The following is a 16,737-nucleotide window of genomic DNA, read 5'->3' on the forward strand; positions in this document are numbered from 1 at the left end:
CCTCGGGTCAGCGGCCCCGGACGGCTGCCGCCGTCATCAGCTGCAGCAGTTCCTCGCCGGCGAGGATGCCGCGCCGCTCGGTGACCGTCAGCGTGTCGATCGTGAAGCCCTCGTCGTCGAGCTCGCCGTGCGCCGGCCGGAACGCGAGGTCGGCGGTCTCCAGCATCGACTGGTCGAGGAGCGAGTCACCGGCCGCGAGGACGAGTGGACCGTCGAGGCGGCGGGCGACCTCGCTGACGGCGTCGTGCTTCGTGAGCGTCCGCGGCACGCAGTAGAGCTTGCGTCCCTGCAGCGACACGGTCCATCCGAGCCGTTCGCACTCCTGCTCGACCTGTCCGAGCCAGCCCGCCGGGATCGCGTCGCGCTCGACGATCGAATAGAAGAACAGCGCGTCCGCGACGTTCGTCTTGAGGATCCAGGTCGGCGAGGCAAGCTCCTCGAAGCGCGCGAGCGCCTCGTCGAGCGGAGCGGTGTGGTCGGTGAGGTGCGCTCGCACCCGGTCGCGCCAGTCGGCGTCCGGGACACCGTCGACGAGGATCTCGCCGCCGTTGCTCGTGATCGCGTACGCAGGCGCGCCGCCCGGCAGCTGCACCCGCTGATACTGCGCCACCGTCCGCGTCGTGACCGGCATGAAGACGGCCTGCGAGCGCAGCTCGATCAGCAGGCGCTCCGACTCGCGCGTCATGAACGAGATCGGCACGCCGTTCCAGAGCTCCGAGACGATGATCGACGGCGCCTCGGGGTCCGGCGTCTCGAGCCAGAACGCCTTCGGCGAGTAGATGAGGGTGCGGTCCAGGTCGCAGGCGACGAGGGCGCTCACTGGGCGTCTCCCGCCGCGGCGTCGCTCAACGGGTTGATGAGCCCGACACAGCTGTAGGGCAACCCGGGCACGACCTCGACCGGCACACCGCGCTGCTCGGCGAGCAGGAGCACGTGGGCGACGTCGTCGAGGGCGTCCGGCGAGACGAGCACCTTCCACGGCACCCGGCGGAGCAGCACGCGGGTGGTCTCGCCGACACCCGGCTTCACGAGGTTCACGGTCGGGATGTCGTACTGTTCCCGGATCCGCTCGACGGCCTCCCAGCCGATCCAGCTCGGTTCGCGATCCGCCGTGGATGCCTCCTCCACACCCGCCGCGACGTCGTCGACCACCTCGGCGAAGCGGCTCGATACCGCGTCCAGGAAGGCGCCGGAGACGTCGTGACTGCTGAGCTCGCGGTAGAACTTGGCACCGTGGAACTGGTCGTCGGAGAGGAGCTCGCGGTTGTACACCGTGCGGGACACGAGGCCGGAGACGGTGGAGTTCAGGCACGCGGAGGGGATGAGGTAATCGTCGCGGGTGCCGTAGACGGGCACGCAGTGTCCGGGGTCGGCGAGGACCGCCAGCTCGTCGGAGAACCTGATGCCGTCGGTCTCAGCGAAGAGTTCCAGCGCCGCCGTCAGTTCGCGGGCGATGGCGCCCTTGCCGGTCCAGCCGTCGACGAACGCGATCTGCTCCGGGTCGTGGTGCGCCGCGAGGTAGCGCAGCGCGGTCCCGTCGACGCCGACGCCGCGGACGATGCTCATCGTGTAGTGCGGCACGTCGATCCCACGGACCTCCTTCGCCCATCGACGCATGAGGATCCCGATGGGCGTTCCGGCGCGGGCGAGGGAGACCAGCACCGGGCGGTTCGCGCGGGAGGCCAGGACGAGGTCGGTGACGACGCCGACCGCCACCGCGAGGCGCCGGCTCGACCGCGCGAGGGCGTCGCGGTAGAGCTCCTCGTATTCGGGGGAGGGCAGGTACTCGATGGGCAGTGACTCGGCGTAGTGCGCCCGACCGCTCTGGATCGCGGCCTCGCGTTCGGAGGCGTCGGCCTCGAGGCGGGTGTCGCCGAGGTCGGTCAGCAGCCAGCGCACCTCCGAGGCGTCGTAGGACCCGAAGTCCGGTCCGGTGAGCGGCTCGGGGAGGGCGGCGGCGTCGATGGTCACGGTGCGGGGTTCCATTCGGCTGGGGTCGGGACGGATTCGGTGAGGAGGACGACGATGACGTGGTCGGTGACGGTCCGCAGCGCCTCGACGACGCCGTCGGGTCGGAGCAGGAGCTCGCGGTCGGCGCCCGGCTCAGGGAACAGGACCACCGCCGCGAACCGTGAGCCGGCGCGCGAGAGGTTGTAGGCGAAGCGGGGTCCGAAGCCGTCGATCGTGCGGTCGTGGCTGGTGAAGGACACCGCGCTCGCGATGGCGTAGTCGTCGCGGTCGATCACGGCGATGGGGGATCGCGTGGTGGTCGAGAAGCGCGTCGCTCCGCGCGTGCGGTCGAGGTGGGCGGCGACGGCCAGCGGTACCGCGATGAACTCCTCGGAGCCGAGCACCACCACCTCGCCGTCCGGCAGCTCCGGAAGGACCCGGTCGGCGATCGCGGCGGTCACCGCGTCGTCCAGGCGTCCTGGCGCACCGAAGCGCGCGCTCCGCACGGGCGGCAGGTCGGAGGCGTCCACGACGACGACGACGTCGCCGGTTGCGGTCGATCCGGCTACCGACGCGGCGGGTGCGGCGTCGATGACCGCCCGCGCGCGGGCGAGTACGTCCTCCGGAAGGTCGACGGCACCCACGCCGAGCGCCACGACGGTGATCCGGGTGCCGAGGCTGTCGGCGAGTTCGTCGAAGCGCTGTCGGTCCGCATCCGAACGGAGGTCGATGAGGCCCGCGACCACCCAGTGCGCCTGCGGCGTGGTGGCGTGCAGCGCGGTGATCGTGTTGCGCACGGTGCGTCCGGTGCTCAACTCGTCGTCGACGAGCACCGTGGTGCCGCCGACCGTGGCCCACGCGGGGTCGCTCGGGTACAGGCGGTGGTCGCTCGCGTGCGAGTGCTCCTCCTCGAACGGCGTGAAGGGCACGTCCGCCTCGTGTCTCGTGGAGTGGAGGTACGGCGAGCCGAGCGCGTCGGCGACGATGTGGCCGAGCCCGGTCGCCGTCTCCGCGTAGCCGACGGTGACGAGCTCCGGCCCGGCCGCGGGGGCCGCATCGCGGAGCTGGGCGAGGTGCTCGCGGACGGCGGTGAGGGCGGCGAGACCGTCAGCATCCGGCCGTTCCCGACGGCTCAGGAGCTGCGCCACCGTGTCGAACGGAGCCGTCTCCGGGTCGCTGCCGTCGAGCGCGCTCCGCACCAGCAGCCCGAGCAGTTCGCCGGCGGCGAGTGCCAGGCCGGGCACGGTCGGCACGTGTTTGGCGAGGACCGTCGATACGAGCAGCTGCGCGCGTTTGGGGTTGTCGCGGAGCGCGAGACCGACGAGGTCCTCCACCGGGATCAGGCTCCGGGACGCGTCCGAGCGCAGGCCGATGCCGATGGCGTCGCGCACGAAACCGCCTGTCCATGCGCCCGTCCATGCGGTCACCGCATGCTCGTCTCGAGGAGGTCGACGAAGGTCGTCTCCTCCGCTGCCACCCCGAAGGCCTCCGCGCGGAGCAGGGTCTTGCGCGCCCACGCCTGGTGCGGCTTCATCTCGTTCATCTTGTTCCGGTAGGGGGAGGCGTTGGCGCCGCCGCCCACGTCGCCGACGACCGAGAGGGCGTCGACGTACTCCTCGTGGCTCACGACCGACATCGCGTGGACGACCGGCACGTGGCTCGGGTGGATGACCGTCTTGCCGAGCAGTCCGTTCGCCTGGTCGAGCGCGATCTCGCGGATGAGGCCGTCGAGTCCTTTGAGGAGCAGCTTCTGACGCAGCTGCGCCTCGTTCGCGTCCTGGAACGGCGTCATCCGCAGCTGCGGGCGCATGAGCCGCTCCGCGTTGTGGAAGTGCTCCCAGACCGTGCCGGTGATGACGAAGTCGTCGCCTGGCCGACCGAAGACGTTGACGACGTCGGCGATGACCGAGGAGACGAGTTTCACGTCGTACACGGTGAGGTCGCGTGAGCGCCGGAGCGAGAAGGCGCTCGAGAGGTCGGTGGCGCCGATCCGGACCGCCAGGACGTCCTCGCGGTGGGCCTTGGTGACGTCGACGATCCCGGAGAGGGTGTCGTCGCGGGTCTCGCGGTGGATCATCCGCGGCGACTCGAGGATGGGCATGACCCGGAGTCGACGCGCGCCGTTCGACCCGTCCTGCGCGTAGTCGCGCTGCACGCGGCCGAGCGCCTCGAAGAAGCGGTCCGCCAGACCCTCGCTGTTCTCGTACTTGGGGATGACGAAGCCGCTCAGGAGGTCGAGTCCCGGACCGAGGAGTCCGGCGACCCGCTCGAGCTGCTCGGGCGTGCGGACGCGGATGAAGAGCAGCGGCAGCACCGGGCGCTTGGAGCCCGAACTCTTGGCGGCGAGCTGTTGCATCGCCTCCGCGACGTTCGTCTCGGCGAACTCGACCGCGTCGTCGGGGACCGAGTCCTCGAGGCACAGCACCATGCTCAGGCAGCCGTGCTTCGCCTGCTTCACGACGTCCTTCGCGAGCGTCGGGCGTGTGCCGGGACTGTAGAGGGTGGCACCGAGTGCTGCCGCCACATGTTCCGGCGGGGAGTCGATGCTGATGGGGCTCGGGAGTTTGTGGAACAGCCGCGACGCGCGCTTGTCGTCGACATAGCTGAAGTGGCGCATGGTCATCGTCTCCGGGGTTCGCGGGCGACGACGTACGGCGTCGGCTCGAAGCCGAACTGCTGCAGGAGCGTCTGGAGGGGGATCTCGGCCGGAAGGGGTTCGAGGCGGAGTTCGAGTCTCGACCCGATGCGCAGCAGCGAGACGACCGGAGCGCCGCCGGTCTCGTCGGCTGCCGCGAAGCTCTCGCCGTCGAAGAGCTGCACCGTCAGCGGCCGGCCGGGGGTACCGACGAACAGCGCTCGCCGGAGGAGGTGCACGTGCCGGAGTGCGAGGATCGCGTCACCGCCGTCGAAGCCGAGGAGCGGCCGGTTGCCGGGTGTCGTCACGGGCGTGCCGTCGACACCGTCGGCCGTCGCGACACCCGTGACGAGCTCGACGGTCTCCCACACGATCGCCGTCGCGCCGCCGACGATGAGGCTGCCGATCGCGGACTGACGCGGGTCGAGCCGGACCAGCGGGGTCTCGTCGTCGAGGACGCGGACCTCCTCGGCCGTCGGGGCGGGGAAGGGCTGCGGGGTGCTGGGCGTCGACGGGGGCGGCGACGCCGCGTTCACCGACGGGGTCACCGCGGCGGGCGTCGACGAGCCGCCGAGCGAGAGTCCTGTCGACGGTGCAGTCGGTGCCGACGCCCCTGATGCCGCCGGGGCAGGGGGTGCAGCGGCAGGCGTCGACGGCCCGCCGAGCGTGAGTCCCGTCGCCGGCGCTGCCGACGCGGCGGGCGCTGCGGGGGCAGGCGCCGCAGGGCTGCTCGCGACGGGTTCCGCCTGCGCCATCGGCTCGGGCCTCGGCTTCACCCGACGACGGAGGTAGTCGATGTCCCGTCGCACCGGGGAGGTGTTGAGCGGCACGGCTCAGAGGTCGATTCTGAAGTCGCGCGCCACGCCGGCGAGACCGCCGGCGTACCCCTGCCCGAGAGCACGGAACTTCCAGTCCGACCGGTGCCGGTACAGCTCGGCGAGGAGCAGCGCCTGGCTGCTGCGGACCTCGGCGATCGGTACGTCGAAGCGTACGAGCTCCCGACCGTCGGGCGTGGCGACGCGGACGAACGCCGAGCGCACGGGCGAGAAGTCGCCGGGACCGCGGACGTCGGGGTCGATGTAGAGCAGGAAGGCGATCTTCGACACGGCGTCCGGCACGCGCGACAGCTCGACGTCGATCTCCTCGTCGTCGGCCTCGGACGAGAAGGTGACCGCGCCGTCCTGGCTCTCGACCTGGTTGAAGAACACGAGGTGGTCGTCGGACAGCGCCTTGCCGTCCTCGCCGCACATGATCGCCAGCGGCACGGGTTCGCTCTGCGGCCCGCGGCTCGCGATGACGTCCCAGCCGAACCCGATGAGCACGGCGTCGAGACCGGGGTTCTCGGCGGTGAGCGCGGCGTTCGCGCCCGCGATCAGCGACGCCATCAGTGCGCACCCAGTACGAGACCGGCGTCGGGCTCCTGGAACTTGTCGGAGAGGAACCGGCCGTGCGTCGAGAGTTCGGCGATCGCGCCGATGCGGATCTGGTTGAGGAGGTCGCGGATGGTCTCCTCGATGAGCTCCAGCTGGCGGGCGAAGACGATCGTGCTGCGGGAGTCCTCGGTGCGGTCCGCGGCGGGCAGGGCGAGGAACGAGCGCAGCGGGGACGGGATGTAGTCAGTCACCATCGCGGCGAGGAGTACCCGCTGCTCGGTCGACGCACCCTGGTCGGCGATCGTCGCGACGACGAGGCGCAACTGGTCGTCGATCTGCCTGAGCTGCGAGGTGAGCAGCGTCGGGAGGTCGCGCCCCACGGAGCGCACCGAGTCGCGGAGTTCATCGAGGTGCCGGGCCGTCTGCTCGTCCTCCGTCTCACCGACGGGCGCCGGCGTGGCGTCGACGACGCCGAGTGGCTCGGCCCCGCCGGTCCGCAGTGCGTTCAGCAGTCGTCCGAATGCCATCCCTCGTCCCCTTCGTCCTCAGCGACCCGTGCGCCCGGTCACCCGAGCGTGAGGCTACCGCAGTTCGCGCTGCTCGGCCTGACGGCTGCGCTCGAGGTACGGCTTCGCCTTCTCGAGGCCCGTCTCGAGTGCGTTGACGGTGCCCTCCATGTTCTTCGCGGCTTCGGCACGGAAGGTGTCGATCGCGTCCATGGTCTGGAAGACGTTGTCGAACGCACGCTGCAGGGTCTCGACGCTGACGCCCGAGGTGGACGCCTGCTGGTGGATGCGCGTCGTCTGGTCCTTCAGCATCTCGCTCGTCTGCAGGATCATGTTGTTCGTCGTGGTGTTGATCGCGTCGATCTGGTCGAGGACCATCTTCTGGTTCGCGAGGGCCTGCGCGACGACGACGGCGGTCCGCAGGGCGGCGATGGTGGTGGTGCGAGCGCGGTCGACACCCTTGATGAGCTCGAGGTTGTTCTTGCGGATGAGGTCCATCGCGAGGTAGCCCTGCACCGAGACGGCGAGCTGCGTCAGGATGTCCTGGTGGCGCTGGCGGACGGGGAAGAGGACGTCGGCTTCGAGCTTCTGCGCCTCCTCGATGCGTCCGGCGGAGCGTGCTTCGTCGATCTTGTCGACACAGGCGGCGTCGAGCGCCTTCGCGAAGACGGCGTACTCACTGAGCGCCTGCATGGTCTCCCAGAGCTGGACCTTCTCGCCGGCGAGGGCGGCGTTGTCCTTCAGGAGCTCGTCCTGGCCGGCCATGAGCGACTTGATGATCTTGTCGAGCTGGGTCTGCGCGGACTCGTACTTCTGGAAGTACTTGGCGAGCTTGTTGCCTCCCGGGATGAACCCGAGGATCTTGCGGCCGACGCCGAGGTCCGCCTGGTTGGGCGTGAGGTCCTCGACGGTGCTGCGGAGGTCGCCGAGCGTGGTCGCGACCTTGATCTGGGCGCTGTCACCCGAACGCTTCGCACCGGCGACCGAGGTCGACGAGCGGTCGAGCATGCGGGACGAGTACCCGCTCGACTGCACCATCTCCTTGCCGCCGATCTGGGAGATGCCCTCGATCTTCTGCGTGAACTCGGGCGAGCGCGGGTCGAGCGTCGCCACCTCTGTCACGAAGGAGCGCGCCTGCTGCTGGATCTCCGTCTGGCGCTCGGCCGGGACCGGGACCATGCCCGGTGCCTCTTCGGCCTGCACGACGTCCGGTGCATCCGGAGCGTGCAGCACGAGGGAGGCTGCGGCCTGTTCGTTGGCGTCTGGCGGAGTGAGTGGCGTGCTCATGCGGTCGACCTTGCTCTCGTGTGTGGCTGGCTCGTGGTGGAGGGCTTGCTCGTGGTGGAGGCGTCGGTGCTCAGCCGAGCGGGACGCCGAAGTCGCCGGCGATGCCGGCGAGACCGGTGGTGTAGCCCTGGCCGAGGGCCTTGAACTTCCACTCGGATCCGTTGCGGTAGAGCTCCGAGAACAGCATGGCGGTCTCGGGTGCGGCGTCCTCGCTGAGGTCGAAGCGCACGATCTCGGTGCCGTCCTGGTCGACGACGCGGCAGTACGCGCCGCGGACCTGTCCGAAGTTCTGACGACGTTCGTCGGCCTTGTCGATCGACACGGCGATGACCACGCGCTCGACGTCGGCCCCGACCGCGTTCAGGTCGACCGAGATCTGCTCGTCGTCGCCCTCGCCGTCGCCGGTGCGGTTGTCGCCGAGGTGCTTGACCGAGCCGTCGGCCGCCGCGGGCTGGTTGTAGAAGATGAAGTCGGCCGAGGAGCGGACCTTGCCGTTCGCGCCGACGAGCAGCGCCGAGGCGTCGAGGTCGAAGGCCTCACCGCTGGTGGTGCGCGGGTCCCACCCGAGGCCGACCGTCGCGACCGTCAGGCCGGGGCTGGTCTTGGTGAGCGAGAGGTTGTTGCCCTTTTCGAGGGTGAGTCCTGCCATGGTGATCGCTTCTCCTTCGGTGGAACTGCGCTGACGCGCGGGGGACTACTGCGGGTGGTGCTCAGAGGGCCTGGGCGGCCGGGCCGAGCAGGTCCATGACGGAACGCCCGTTGGCGCGCTCGCCGATCGCCTTGAAGGTCCAGCCGTTGCCCTCGCGCGAGACCTTCGACATGATCATCGCGGTGTGCGGACCGGAGTCGGTGAGCTGGTAGCGGGCGACCTCGGGGGAGCCGGGGGTCGAGTCGTCGATGATGCGGCTGAAGGCGTTCTGGACCGTGTCGAAGGTCTGGCGGCTGTAGCTGCTGATCACGAACACGATCTGCTGGACGGACGGGGCCACCTTCGAGAGGTCGACGAGGATCGTCTCGTCGTCGCCGTCGCCCGCACCCGTGAGGTTGTCGCCGGTGTGCGTGGCGGAGCCGTCCTTGCTCGCGAGCTGCTGGAACCAGATGGTGTCGAGCACCTTGCCGGTGGCGTCGAAGAAGATCGCGGAGGCGTCCAGGTCGATGTCGGGTGCGGACGAGCGTCCGAAGAAGCCGCGCTTCACCGGTGCGACGCCGTCCCAGCCGAGGCCGAGGCGGATCCGCGTGAGCGAACCGCCGTCCTGCTTCGTCAGTGAGAGCGACTGGCCCTTTTCCAGACTCAGACCCATGGTTCCGTCTCCTAGATGCTTCGTCGTGTTGCTGGTGGTGAGGTGTGGGACGTGCGCCCCCGGCCGAAGCTGGGAGCGCACGTCCACGTTATCGGTTCAGCCGGGCGAGCGCCCGGATTCCCGGTCCGTTCAGAGCAGGCCGCGTGAGCCGGGGCTCTTCGCCTGGAGTTCGTGGGCCCGGGAGAGCAGCCGCTGGAGCTCCTCGTCGTCGGCCGCCTTGGCCTGATGCTTCGGCTTCAGGTTCGCGAACGACTTCTCGCGCTCGACCATCCGGGTGTAGCTCGTCTCGAGTTCGACCTCGTCCACGTGGTGGCCGTCCGGGATGTCCTCGGGGGAGTCGGCGTGGAGCACGATCTTCTTCGCCTGGCTGCGGGCGTCGCTGATGATCGTGTGGGCACGACCGGCCGGGCTGAGGAGCGACAGCAGGACCGTCACGATGAGGATGCCGACGATGACGGCGAGCGAGAGGCCCGTCTCGATCTCGAAGACCGGGACGTGCTCGCCACCGTTGATGAACGGCAGGGTGTTCTCGTGGAGCGCGTGCAGGACGAGCTTCACACCGATGAAGCCGAGGATCGCTGCCAGGCCGTAGCTGAGGAAGATGAGGCGGTCGAGCAGGCCGTCGATGAGGAAGTAGAGCTGACGGAGGCCGAGCAGCGAGAACGCCGTCGCGGTGAAGACGATGTACGGGTTCTGCGTGAGGCCGAAGATCGCGGGGATCGAGTCGAGCGCGAAGAGCAGGTCGGTGCCGCCGATGGCGACCATGACGAGCAGCATCGGGGTGAGGACCTTCTTGCCGTTCTCGATGGTGACGAGCTTGTCGCCGTCGTAGCGGTCGGTCGTCTTGAACAGGCGCTTGGCGAGACGGATGACGAAGTTGTTCGCCTCGTCGTCGCTCTCCTCCTCGGGGCGGAGCAGCTTGACGGCCGTGAAGATGAGGAAGCCACCGAAGATGTAGAACAGCCAGGACCAGGCGTTGACCGCGGCGGCGCCGAGGAAGATGAAGCCGGTGCGGGCGATGAGCGCGAAGACGATGCCGAAGAGCAGCACCTTCTGCTGGTCGGCCCGCGGCACGCGGAAGCTCGACATGATGATGAGGAAGACGAAGAGGTTGTCGACCGACAGGGCCTTCTCCGTGATGTAGCCGGCGAAGTACTCGGACCCGAGCGTCCCGCCGCCGAAGATGAGGACGCCGACGCCGAAGAGGAGGGCGAAACCGACGTAGAGGGCCGACCACTTCGCGGCTTCCGGCAGCGTCGGCTCGTGGGCCTTGCGCACGTGGAAGATGAAGTCGAAGGCGAGGAGGGCCAGAATGCCGACGATCGTCAGCAGCCAGACGTATCCGGGGATTTCCATGGGCTGTGTTCTCCGCAGCGCTCGAGGTGGGGGACGGGTGAGGTTTAGTTGGTGCCGTCCCACTATATAGTTGGTATGGTCGAACCAACACCCGAACGCCGGTATTCAGAAAGAATTCAGCTATGAGCGATGACGTCGACCCCGCCGATGCGGGTGCTGTCATCCAGGCGTCGCTCGCGACGGTGCTCCGCTGGTCCACCAGGGCCGACAACCGGCGTTCGCTGCACGACGCCGAGGGTGCCGCCCTCACCGCCACGGACGCGTGGTTGCTCGAGTACGTCATCACGGCCGGACCGATCCGCATGTCCACGGTCGCAGGCTGGATGGATGTCGACAAGTCGACCGCGACGGCAGAGGTGCGTCGCCTCGAGGAGGGGGGTCTCGTCGTCCGGGCGACGGATCCGAGTGATCGCCGCGCGGTGCTCGTGAGCGCGACGGAGGAGGGACGGACCGCCCTCGAACGACACCGGCAGGCGGCGCAGCAGGTCTACAACACCCTCGTCGGCAAGTGGAGCGAGCGCGATCGTGCGGAACTCGCCCGGCTGCTCTCGCGGTTCGTCGACGAGTTCTCGTGGGTCAGCGACGCCGTCTCGCAGCACAACGCGAGTCGCTGACCGGCGGACCTCACGGGTCGATGCGCACCGGGATCGGCCCCGTCCGCTCTGCCCGTGGCCCGTACACCCAGAAGCGGTAGAGCACGAAGCGGAACGCGGAACCGAGGGCGAGCCCGACGATGTTCGCCGAGACGTTGTCCGCCAGCGGCGTCGTCAGGTGCATCGCGTCGTGGGAGACCCAGAGGCAGGCCAGGGCGATCGCGCCACCCGCGAGACTCACCAGACCGAATTCGAGCGCTTCGCGGGCGACGTCCGAGCGCCGATGCGCGCGGAAGGTGAGGAGCCGGTTGCCCACCCAGTTGGCCACGATGGCGAGCGTCGTGGAGATGCCCTTCGCAACGAGCAGTCCGGAGGTGCCGGTGTGGAGGAACACCGTGTACGCGAGCAGGTTGAAGACCCCGACGTCGACGAGGAAGCCGGCGCCACCGACGAGGCCGAAGGCGGCGACCTCGCGGACGATCGGTCGCCGGAGCAGCGCGCGCGGATGCTTGAGGGGTCGGATCAGCACGCCGTCACGACCTGACCAGCTCGTACACGATGCTGCGGTGGACGGGGATGTGCTGCTCGACGCGGTAGCCGAGCGCCTCCAGATCCGCCACGTCCGGTGAGATGCTCGACCCTTCGACGACCCAGACGGTGTCGTGGCCGATGAGCCGGTCGTGGATCTCGGACAGCGGCGCGGCCAGGTCCCAGAGCTCGGGGCGGTCGCGGTAGCTCGTCTCGAGCGCCACGTCGTCGAGGCCGGCGAAGGCCTGCGGGTAGAGGTCGATCGCGAGCCGCGACTTGCGCGAGGGCTTCACCGACTGGTCGAAGACGACCGCGTCACCCGGCGAGGCATGCGCCTGGACGACCTCCGCGGTCTGCCGGAGGTCGCTGCCGTCGTCCTTCGCGAACGGGCCGCGCTGTTCCGCGAGGACCGGGGTGGCGAGCGCCAGCACGAGCGCGACACCGACCGCGGTCGCCACCGCGCGATCCACCCGCTTCGGCAGGAGGTCGACGATCGTGCGGAGCCCGAGCGCCATCATGATCGCGACGGCGGGGACGCAGAAGGTGACGTAGCGCAGGTTGTACATCGGCGTCACGAGCGTGTTGCCGATGATGAGCAGTGCGGTCGGTGCGAGCGCCCAGACGGCGATCATCGCCAGTGCGCGACGCTGACGGGACGACCGTCGGACCACGAGGACGCCGATGGGGGCGAGCACGATGAGCAGCCAGGCGAGCACGGCGAAGGCCGGCGTCTGGAACCATTGTCCGATGAGCACCGACTCCGGCGTCGCGTAGTCCCGTCTGCCCAGGAATGCGATCTGCTCGCGCTGCGCGATGCCCGCGATCACGATCGGAGCGCCGAGGACCAACGCGCCGACCAAGGACCAGCCCCACGCTCGGACCACCTTCCGCCCGGGGCGTTGGAGCAACATCCACGTGGCGTGCACGATGAGGAGCATCGCGAGGTAGAGGAACAGGTACATCGAGGCGGCGCTCGCGACGGCGAAGAGCGCCCAGCTGCGGCGTGACGTGGACCGGCGCCGCACGAGCGACACGAACCAGACCGTCAGCCACACGACCGCAGCCATGCCGAGCGCATAGGAGCGCGTCTCGGCGCCCATCCTCGTGACCTGGGGGATGACGGCGAACACGAGGCCCGCCGTGATGCCGATCGCCGGGGTGAAGATGGATCTCGCGAGCACGACCGTGCCGGCCGCGGCCAGTCCGACCCCGATGGCACTCGGGAACCGTGTCGCGGCCTCGGCGGTGCCGAAGGCTCCGGTCCAGACGTGCAGGAACGCGTAGTAGAGGCCGTGGACGGCGTCGATGTGGCCGATCATCCCCAACATGACGGGGAGCGGGCGTTCGGCGGCGAGGACGCTCGCCGCCTCGTCGCCCCAGTACGACGGCGTCCCGATGCCGATGAGCGAGACGACGGTGGCGAACAGGCCGACGCCCCATGGTGCGGCGCGGCCGCCGAGGAGGGTGTGGAGGGCGTCCCATCGACGGCGCGAGGGCGCGGTCGGGACGGTGATCGTCGCAGTCATGGGTTCCCCTCGGACGCGACAACCTGGCGCGTCGTCTCATCGTCCGCCGCTCGGATGAACGCCAGCAGAGAGATTCCTGAGAGGAGGCGGGGACCGTGTCGGGACCTGAGGGCAGATGGCTGGCCGCCCCGGTGGGGAGTTGTCCCCATCGCGCGGGGGCGGCGCGCAGGACAGACTGCAGTGGTCCGCCGCCGAAAGGAATTCCGATGCAGCTCTCCCGAGCCTCCGCCCTGATCATCCTCCCCGTCGCAGCCATGCTCGTGCTGGCTGGATGTTCCACGCCGTCGGCCCCCGACGCGAAGCCGACGGAGAAGGCCTCGTCGTCCGCGACGTCGAAGCCGAGCTCGACCGGATCGGCCGACGGTGAGGTCACCGAGCCTGGAGCGCAGGTCGGGATCGACGAGCCGATCGTCTACGAGTCGCAGGGCACAGACGGCGTGACCGCGCTCATCAGCGCGGAGCTGACCGAGGTCACCCCAGCGACGCCCGACCAGGTCGCGTTCCTCAAGACGCAGTTCGACGGCGGAGAGCTCGACGGCTACGACATCACGCTGATCCGGCTCGAGATGACCAAGGTGTCGGGTGACCCGGTGGCGTTCAACAGCGACGCGACCTCCTTCGCGCCCGTCGACGCCGATGGCGAGAAGGTCCAGGAGGCCACACTCATCGGGTGGGACGAATGCAGCTCCGAGTCGTTCACCGAGGAGTTCGACGGCGGCGAGCCGATCACGCAGTGCTACGTCGCGGCGGCTCCCGCCGGCGGGAAGGCGCCGGCCGGCCTCATGTACGACGGTGGCTTCACCAACCCGAACCCGTACGACTCCTACGACGGCGACCCGATCCTGCTCATCAAGGACTAGCGGCGCTGCAGGCCCGACCGCCCTTCGACGGGCTCAGGGACCGGAACCGTTCGAGCACACTTCTCCCGGTCACTGAGCTTGTCGAAGTGCCCACGAGAACCCCTTCGTCGGCGGGGTCAGAACGGTGCGGGGTCCGGTTTGGTCCGGTGATGTTTGCCGTCGGGTGTCGTCCAGTCGAGGACCCCGCCCGGTCCGTGGTCGAGGTTCCACCCTGGGAGATGCTTCATCCGGTGGTGATGTCGGCACAGGCAGGCGAGATTGCCGACATCCGTCGTCCCGCCGTCCTCCCACGCGACCGAAGTGGTCGAGATCACAGGCTCTGGCTCGTCTGTCGCACCCGGGTGCCCGGCAGGTGCCGTCCCGAAGCCGGACCGCGCGTTGCAGATCGGCGGGAACGCGGTACTGGTTGCGCCCGACCGAGAGCATCGTGCCCGTCTCAGGCTGGACCAGGATGCGGGTCATCGACGGTGCGTTGACCGCGATGCGGGCTGCGGTCTCGGGGTCGATCGGGCCGTACCCGTCGAGCGTGCCAGGGGTGTTCGAGACGCCGGCGACGCTCAGCGCCGGGACCGTGATCTGCACGGACGGCACGATGTGGTCCTGGATCTCGATCGGATGCGGGAGCACCGGGCTCGTCATGACGTCTTCCGGGGTGACGCCGGTGAGGGTGAGGGCGGCGAGGGCGTCCGCCTGCAGCTGTGCGCACGTGCGGGTGTCGCCCGCTGCACGCGACTCCGCCGCAGCGGACTCGATCCGCTCCGCGATGCCCCGCGCGATGGGTGCGGTCGTGAACAGGTGCACCCAGGCCATGCCGTCGGCCGCAGGCTCGACTTCCACCCGACGATCTGCCTCCGAACGCACGGCACGCGTCGTGATCGACTCTGGGTGCAGGCGTTCGCGCAGGATACGGGCGCGTCGTCTGAGCTCCGCATCGGTGGTCTACTCGGCGACCGGGAGCACCTTCGCTAGGAACGCGGCGCGACCTTCACCAGGGATGTCGCAGAGTTGATCGGTGATCGTCTTCGCGTGCCGAGCCGAGATGCGCCCCGCCTCGAGAGACTCGAGGACGGCCGGGGCGTCGTTGACGAGTGCCTCGGCGTTGTTCGTCGCGCGTTGCACGGTCGGTTCAGGGGTGTGGGTTGCCATGGCGAGTGCTGCACACGTGGAGCGGCGGGACAGCGCGCGGCGCTCGGCAGGAGGGAACGAGGCCGGGACGACCGTGTCTGCGAACGCGTCGGCGTAAGCGGCCGAGCGGGCCAACAGGCGGGCCTCTCGCGCATCGAGAGCCGCCCGCAGTCGCGTGATCTCCGCGTACTCGGCAGAGAACTCCGCGAGTCGAGCGGCGTAATCGTCGCTCGCGCGGATCGCAGCGGCAGTGGTCTCGGTCATGACCTCAGTCCACCATGGACCACTGACATTCCAGATGCCGAGTCGGACGGTTGTGGAGGCTGCTCGTTGGCCCTTCGACGGGCTCAGGGACCGGAGGGGGTGCTCTCGGATCGGAGGAAGGCTGCCTGATTCGTCGGGTTGTTCGTTGGCCCTTCGACAGGCTCAGGGACCGGAGGGGGTGCTCAGGGACCGGGGGGCAGACGGACGCCGGTGACCCGAGGGGGTCACCGGCGTCCGTGTGATCGGGAGGTCAGTTCTTGAACGCGTCCTTCACGTTCTCACCGGCCTGCTTCACGTCGGACTTGGCCTGGTCGGCTTTGCCCTCCGCGACGAGCTTGTCGTTGTCTGTCGCCTTGCCGACGCCCTCTTTGGCCTTGCCCGCGAGGTCCTCGGCGGCGTTCTTGATCTTGTCTCCTGCGCTCATATGGTGCTCCTCACATGTTCTTCGGGCTGTCGATCCGCACTGATCGAATCCGACAGGGCGACCTGGTGGACGCCCTTCACTTCTACACCCGGGAGCTCCACGTCTGGGCGGGGCTCCAGCAGACTCCCAGAGAAATCCCCGGACCGCGCTGCACCAGCACGCCCGTCGTCGGTTCGTCCTCGACAGCCAGGACCTTGGCCATCAGACCACGCCGCTCGTGCCGAGCAGGGTGCCGATCGCGAAGGTGACGGCGAGGGCGAGCGCTCCACCGACCACGACCCGGACGGTCGGTCGGAGCGCCGGGTTGCCGCCGATCCTCGCGCTCGTGAAGCCGGTGAGTGCCAGCGCGATGAGCACGACGACGAAGGTGATCGGGACACGCACCTCGGGCGGCGGCAGGAGGATCGCGAGCAGGGGGAGCAGCGCCCCGATCGTGAAGGCGAGCGCCGATGCGCCGGCGGCCGCCCAGGGGCTGACGACGGCGTCCTCGGTGATGCCGAGTTCGGCCTCGAGGTGCGCCGTGAGCGGGTCGTGTGCGGTCAACTCCTCGGCGACCCGCCTCGCGGTCGTCGGCTGGAGCCCCTTCGCCTCGTAGATCCCGGCGAGTTCTGCGAGCTCCGCCTCGGGGTCGTCGGAGAGCTCCCGCCGCTCCTTCGCGATGAGGGCCCGCTGACTGTCCCGCTGGCTGCTCACCGACACGTACTCGCCGAGGGCCATGGAGATCGCACCACCGACGAGCCCCGCGACACCCGCTGCAAGGAGTGGGGCGCTGTCGGTCGTGGCACCGGCGACACCGACGACGAGGGAGGCGACGGAGACGATGCCGTCGTTCGCGCCGAGCACACCCGCACGGAGCCAGTTCAGGCGGCCTGCGAGGTCACCGAGGTGCGGTTCGTCCGGGTGGGCGCCGGTCGGTGGTGAGGTGCTCATGGATGCATCCAAGCACTGCGCGGGCCGCCTGCGCACGGTTCCCGCCCGATCCCGGGTCCGGCCGCCTAGAATGGAGGCT

Annotated in this window: 18 protein-coding genes and 1 pseudogene; 2 read left to right on the plus strand and 17 right to left on the minus strand. The window is 69.5% G+C overall.

The window, feature by feature from the left end:
- Positions 1–7: 7 nt before the first annotated feature.
- The 11 genes from QRN19_RS11165 to QRN19_RS11215 all read right to left on the minus strand — a co-directional run bounded on the left by QRN19_RS11165 (position 8) and on the right by QRN19_RS11215 (position 10,408).
- On the minus strand, positions 8–820 hold the full coding sequence (locus tag QRN19_RS11165) for an HAD family hydrolase (protein ID WP_285027003.1): 813 nt from the start codon (positions 818–820) through the stop codon (positions 8–10).
- Positions 817–1,971 (minus strand): cysteine protease StiP family protein, encoded by a 1,155-nt coding sequence (locus QRN19_RS11170; RefSeq protein ID WP_285027005.1) that lies wholly within the window; start codon positions 1,969–1,971, stop codon positions 817–819. The genes QRN19_RS11165 and QRN19_RS11170 overlap by 4 nt, the downstream gene beginning before the upstream one ends.
- The gene (locus tag QRN19_RS11175) at positions 1,968–3,377 is read right to left on the minus strand and encodes a phosphoribosyltransferase domain-containing protein (protein ID WP_285027007.1); all 1,410 of its coding nucleotides are present in this window, start codon (positions 3,375–3,377) and stop codon (positions 1,968–1,970) included. Before QRN19_RS11175 ends, QRN19_RS11170 begins: the two co-directional genes overlap by 4 nt.
- The gene (locus QRN19_RS11180) at positions 3,374–4,567 is read right to left on the minus strand and encodes an HpcH/HpaI aldolase/citrate lyase family protein (protein ID WP_285027009.1); all 1,194 of its coding nucleotides are present in this window, start codon (positions 4,565–4,567) and stop codon (positions 3,374–3,376) included. Before QRN19_RS11180 ends, QRN19_RS11175 begins: the two co-directional genes overlap by 4 nt.
- A 2-nt stretch (positions 4,568–4,569) precedes the next feature.
- A complete protein-coding gene (locus QRN19_RS11185; protein WP_285027011.1) occupies positions 4,570–5,415 on the minus strand; it encodes a hypothetical protein in 846 nt (281 codons plus the stop codon).
- 3 nt (positions 5,416–5,418) lie between these two features.
- On the minus strand, positions 5,419–5,970 hold the full coding sequence (locus tag QRN19_RS11190) for a TerD family protein (RefSeq protein WP_285027013.1): 552 nt from the start codon (positions 5,968–5,970) through the stop codon (positions 5,419–5,421).
- Positions 5,970–6,485 (minus strand): hypothetical protein, encoded by a 516-nt coding sequence (locus QRN19_RS11195; protein ID WP_285027015.1) that lies wholly within the window; start codon positions 6,483–6,485, stop codon positions 5,970–5,972. Before QRN19_RS11195 ends, QRN19_RS11190 begins: the two co-directional genes overlap by 1 nt.
- A 54-nt stretch (positions 6,486–6,539) precedes the next feature.
- A complete protein-coding gene (locus tag QRN19_RS11200) occupies positions 6,540–7,751 on the minus strand; it encodes a toxic anion resistance protein (RefSeq protein ID WP_285027017.1) in 1,212 nt (403 codons plus the stop codon).
- A 70-nt stretch (positions 7,752–7,821) separates the two neighbouring features.
- Positions 7,822–8,400: a TerD family protein gene (locus QRN19_RS11205; RefSeq protein WP_285027019.1), complete on the minus strand. Its 579-nt coding sequence runs from the start codon at positions 8,398–8,400 to the stop codon at positions 7,822–7,824.
- A 61-nt stretch (positions 8,401–8,461) separates the two neighbouring features.
- Entirely contained in the window at positions 8,462–9,052 is a 591-nt protein-coding gene (locus QRN19_RS11210) for a TerD family protein (protein ID WP_085511184.1), read from the minus strand.
- A 129-nt stretch (positions 9,053–9,181) separates the two neighbouring features.
- Entirely contained in the window at positions 9,182–10,408 is a 1,227-nt protein-coding gene (locus QRN19_RS11215; RefSeq protein WP_285027022.1) for a TerC family protein, read from the minus strand.
- A 122-nt stretch (positions 10,409–10,530) separates the two neighbouring features.
- On the opposite strand from QRN19_RS11215, the gene QRN19_RS11220 reads away from it, so the two are divergent.
- Entirely contained in the window at positions 10,531–11,022 is a 492-nt protein-coding gene (locus QRN19_RS11220) for a MarR family winged helix-turn-helix transcriptional regulator (RefSeq protein WP_285027024.1), read from the plus strand.
- Positions 11,023–11,032: 10 nt separating this feature from the next.
- Here QRN19_RS11220 and QRN19_RS11225 read toward each other — a convergent pair whose 3' ends face one another.
- Together QRN19_RS11225 and QRN19_RS11230 are read right to left on the minus strand one after the other, a co-directional pair.
- Positions 11,033–11,530: a GtrA family protein gene (locus QRN19_RS11225; protein WP_285027026.1), complete on the minus strand. Its 498-nt coding sequence runs from the start codon at positions 11,528–11,530 to the stop codon at positions 11,033–11,035.
- Positions 11,531–11,534: 4 nt separating this feature from the next.
- Positions 11,535–13,055 (minus strand): glycosyltransferase family 39 protein, encoded by a 1,521-nt coding sequence (locus tag QRN19_RS11230; protein ID WP_285027028.1) that lies wholly within the window; start codon positions 13,053–13,055, stop codon positions 11,535–11,537.
- A 206-nt stretch (positions 13,056–13,261) separates the two neighbouring features.
- Here QRN19_RS11230 and QRN19_RS11235 point away from each other — a divergent pair, with 206 nt between their 5' ends.
- The gene (locus tag QRN19_RS11235) at positions 13,262–13,915 is read left to right on the plus strand and encodes a hypothetical protein (RefSeq protein WP_285027029.1); all 654 of its coding nucleotides are present in this window, start codon (positions 13,262–13,264) and stop codon (positions 13,913–13,915) included.
- A gap of 69 nt (positions 13,916–13,984) precedes the next feature.
- Here QRN19_RS11235 and QRN19_RS11240 read toward each other — a convergent pair.
- The 4 genes and pseudogenes from QRN19_RS11240 to QRN19_RS11255 all read right to left on the minus strand — a co-directional run.
- Positions 13,985–14,839 (minus strand): annotated as a pseudogene (locus tag QRN19_RS11240) (DUF222 domain-containing protein); the annotation flags it as partial.
- 15 nt (positions 14,840–14,854) lie between these two features.
- Positions 14,855–15,304, minus strand: coding sequence for a hypothetical protein (locus QRN19_RS11245; RefSeq protein WP_285027031.1), 450 nt, complete (start codon positions 15,302–15,304; stop codon positions 14,855–14,857).
- 250 nt (positions 15,305–15,554) lie between these two features.
- Positions 15,555–15,728, minus strand: coding sequence for a CsbD family protein (locus QRN19_RS11250; protein WP_285027033.1), 174 nt, complete (start codon positions 15,726–15,728; stop codon positions 15,555–15,557).
- A 201-nt stretch (positions 15,729–15,929) separates the two neighbouring features.
- Positions 15,930–16,658, minus strand: a complete 729-nt coding sequence (locus tag QRN19_RS11255) for a VIT1/CCC1 transporter family protein (protein WP_285027035.1) — start codon at positions 16,656–16,658, stop codon at positions 15,930–15,932.
- Positions 16,659–16,737: the final 79 nt, after the last annotated feature.

It is taken from the genome of Plantibacter sp. ME-Dv--P-122b, from assembly GCF_030209375.1.
GTDB lineage: Bacteria > Actinomycetota > Actinomycetes > Actinomycetales > Microbacteriaceae > Plantibacter.

What these genes read in the sequence shown, in the direction of transcription:
- QRN19_RS11190 (WP_285027013.1), bottom strand. Translation starts at nt 5,970, where the DNA reads ATGGCGTCGCTGATCGCGGGCGCGAACGCCGCGCTCACCGCCGAGAAC.
- QRN19_RS11235 (WP_285027029.1), top strand. Translation starts at nt 13,262, where the DNA reads ATGCAGCTCTCCCGAGCCTCCGCCCTGATCATCCTCCCCGTCGCAGCC.
- QRN19_RS11180 (WP_285027009.1), bottom strand. Translation starts at nt 4,567, where the DNA reads ATGCGCCACTTCAGCTATGTCGACGACAAGCGCGCGTCGCGGCTGTTC.
- QRN19_RS11245 (WP_285027031.1), bottom strand. Translation starts at nt 15,304, where the DNA reads ATGACCGAGACCACTGCCGCTGCGATCCGCGCGAGCGACGATTACGCC.
- QRN19_RS11210 (WP_085511184.1), bottom strand. Translation starts at nt 9,052, where the DNA reads ATGGGTCTGAGTCTGGAAAAGGGCCAGTCGCTCTCACTGACGAAGCAG.
- QRN19_RS11195 (WP_285027015.1), bottom strand. Translation starts at nt 6,485, where the DNA reads ATGGCATTCGGACGACTGCTGAACGCACTGCGGACCGGCGGGGCCGAG.
- QRN19_RS11200 (WP_285027017.1), bottom strand. Translation starts at nt 7,751, where the DNA reads ATGAGCACGCCACTCACTCCGCCAGACGCCAACGAACAGGCCGCAGCC.
- QRN19_RS11215 (WP_285027022.1), bottom strand. Translation starts at nt 10,408, where the DNA reads ATGGAAATCCCCGGATACGTCTGGCTGCTGACGATCGTCGGCATTCTG.
- QRN19_RS11220 (WP_285027024.1), top strand. Translation starts at nt 10,531, where the DNA reads ATGAGCGATGACGTCGACCCCGCCGATGCGGGTGCTGTCATCCAGGCG.
- QRN19_RS11250 (WP_285027033.1), bottom strand. Translation starts at nt 15,728, where the DNA reads ATGAGCGCAGGAGACAAGATCAAGAACGCCGCCGAGGACCTCGCGGGC.
- QRN19_RS11255 (WP_285027035.1), bottom strand. Translation starts at nt 16,658, where the DNA reads ATGAGCACCTCACCACCGACCGGCGCCCACCCGGACGAACCGCACCTC.
- QRN19_RS11230 (WP_285027028.1), bottom strand. Translation starts at nt 13,055, where the DNA reads ATGACTGCGACGATCACCGTCCCGACCGCGCCCTCGCGCCGTCGATGG.
- QRN19_RS11205 (WP_285027019.1), bottom strand. Translation starts at nt 8,400, where the DNA reads ATGGCAGGACTCACCCTCGAAAAGGGCAACAACCTCTCGCTCACCAAG.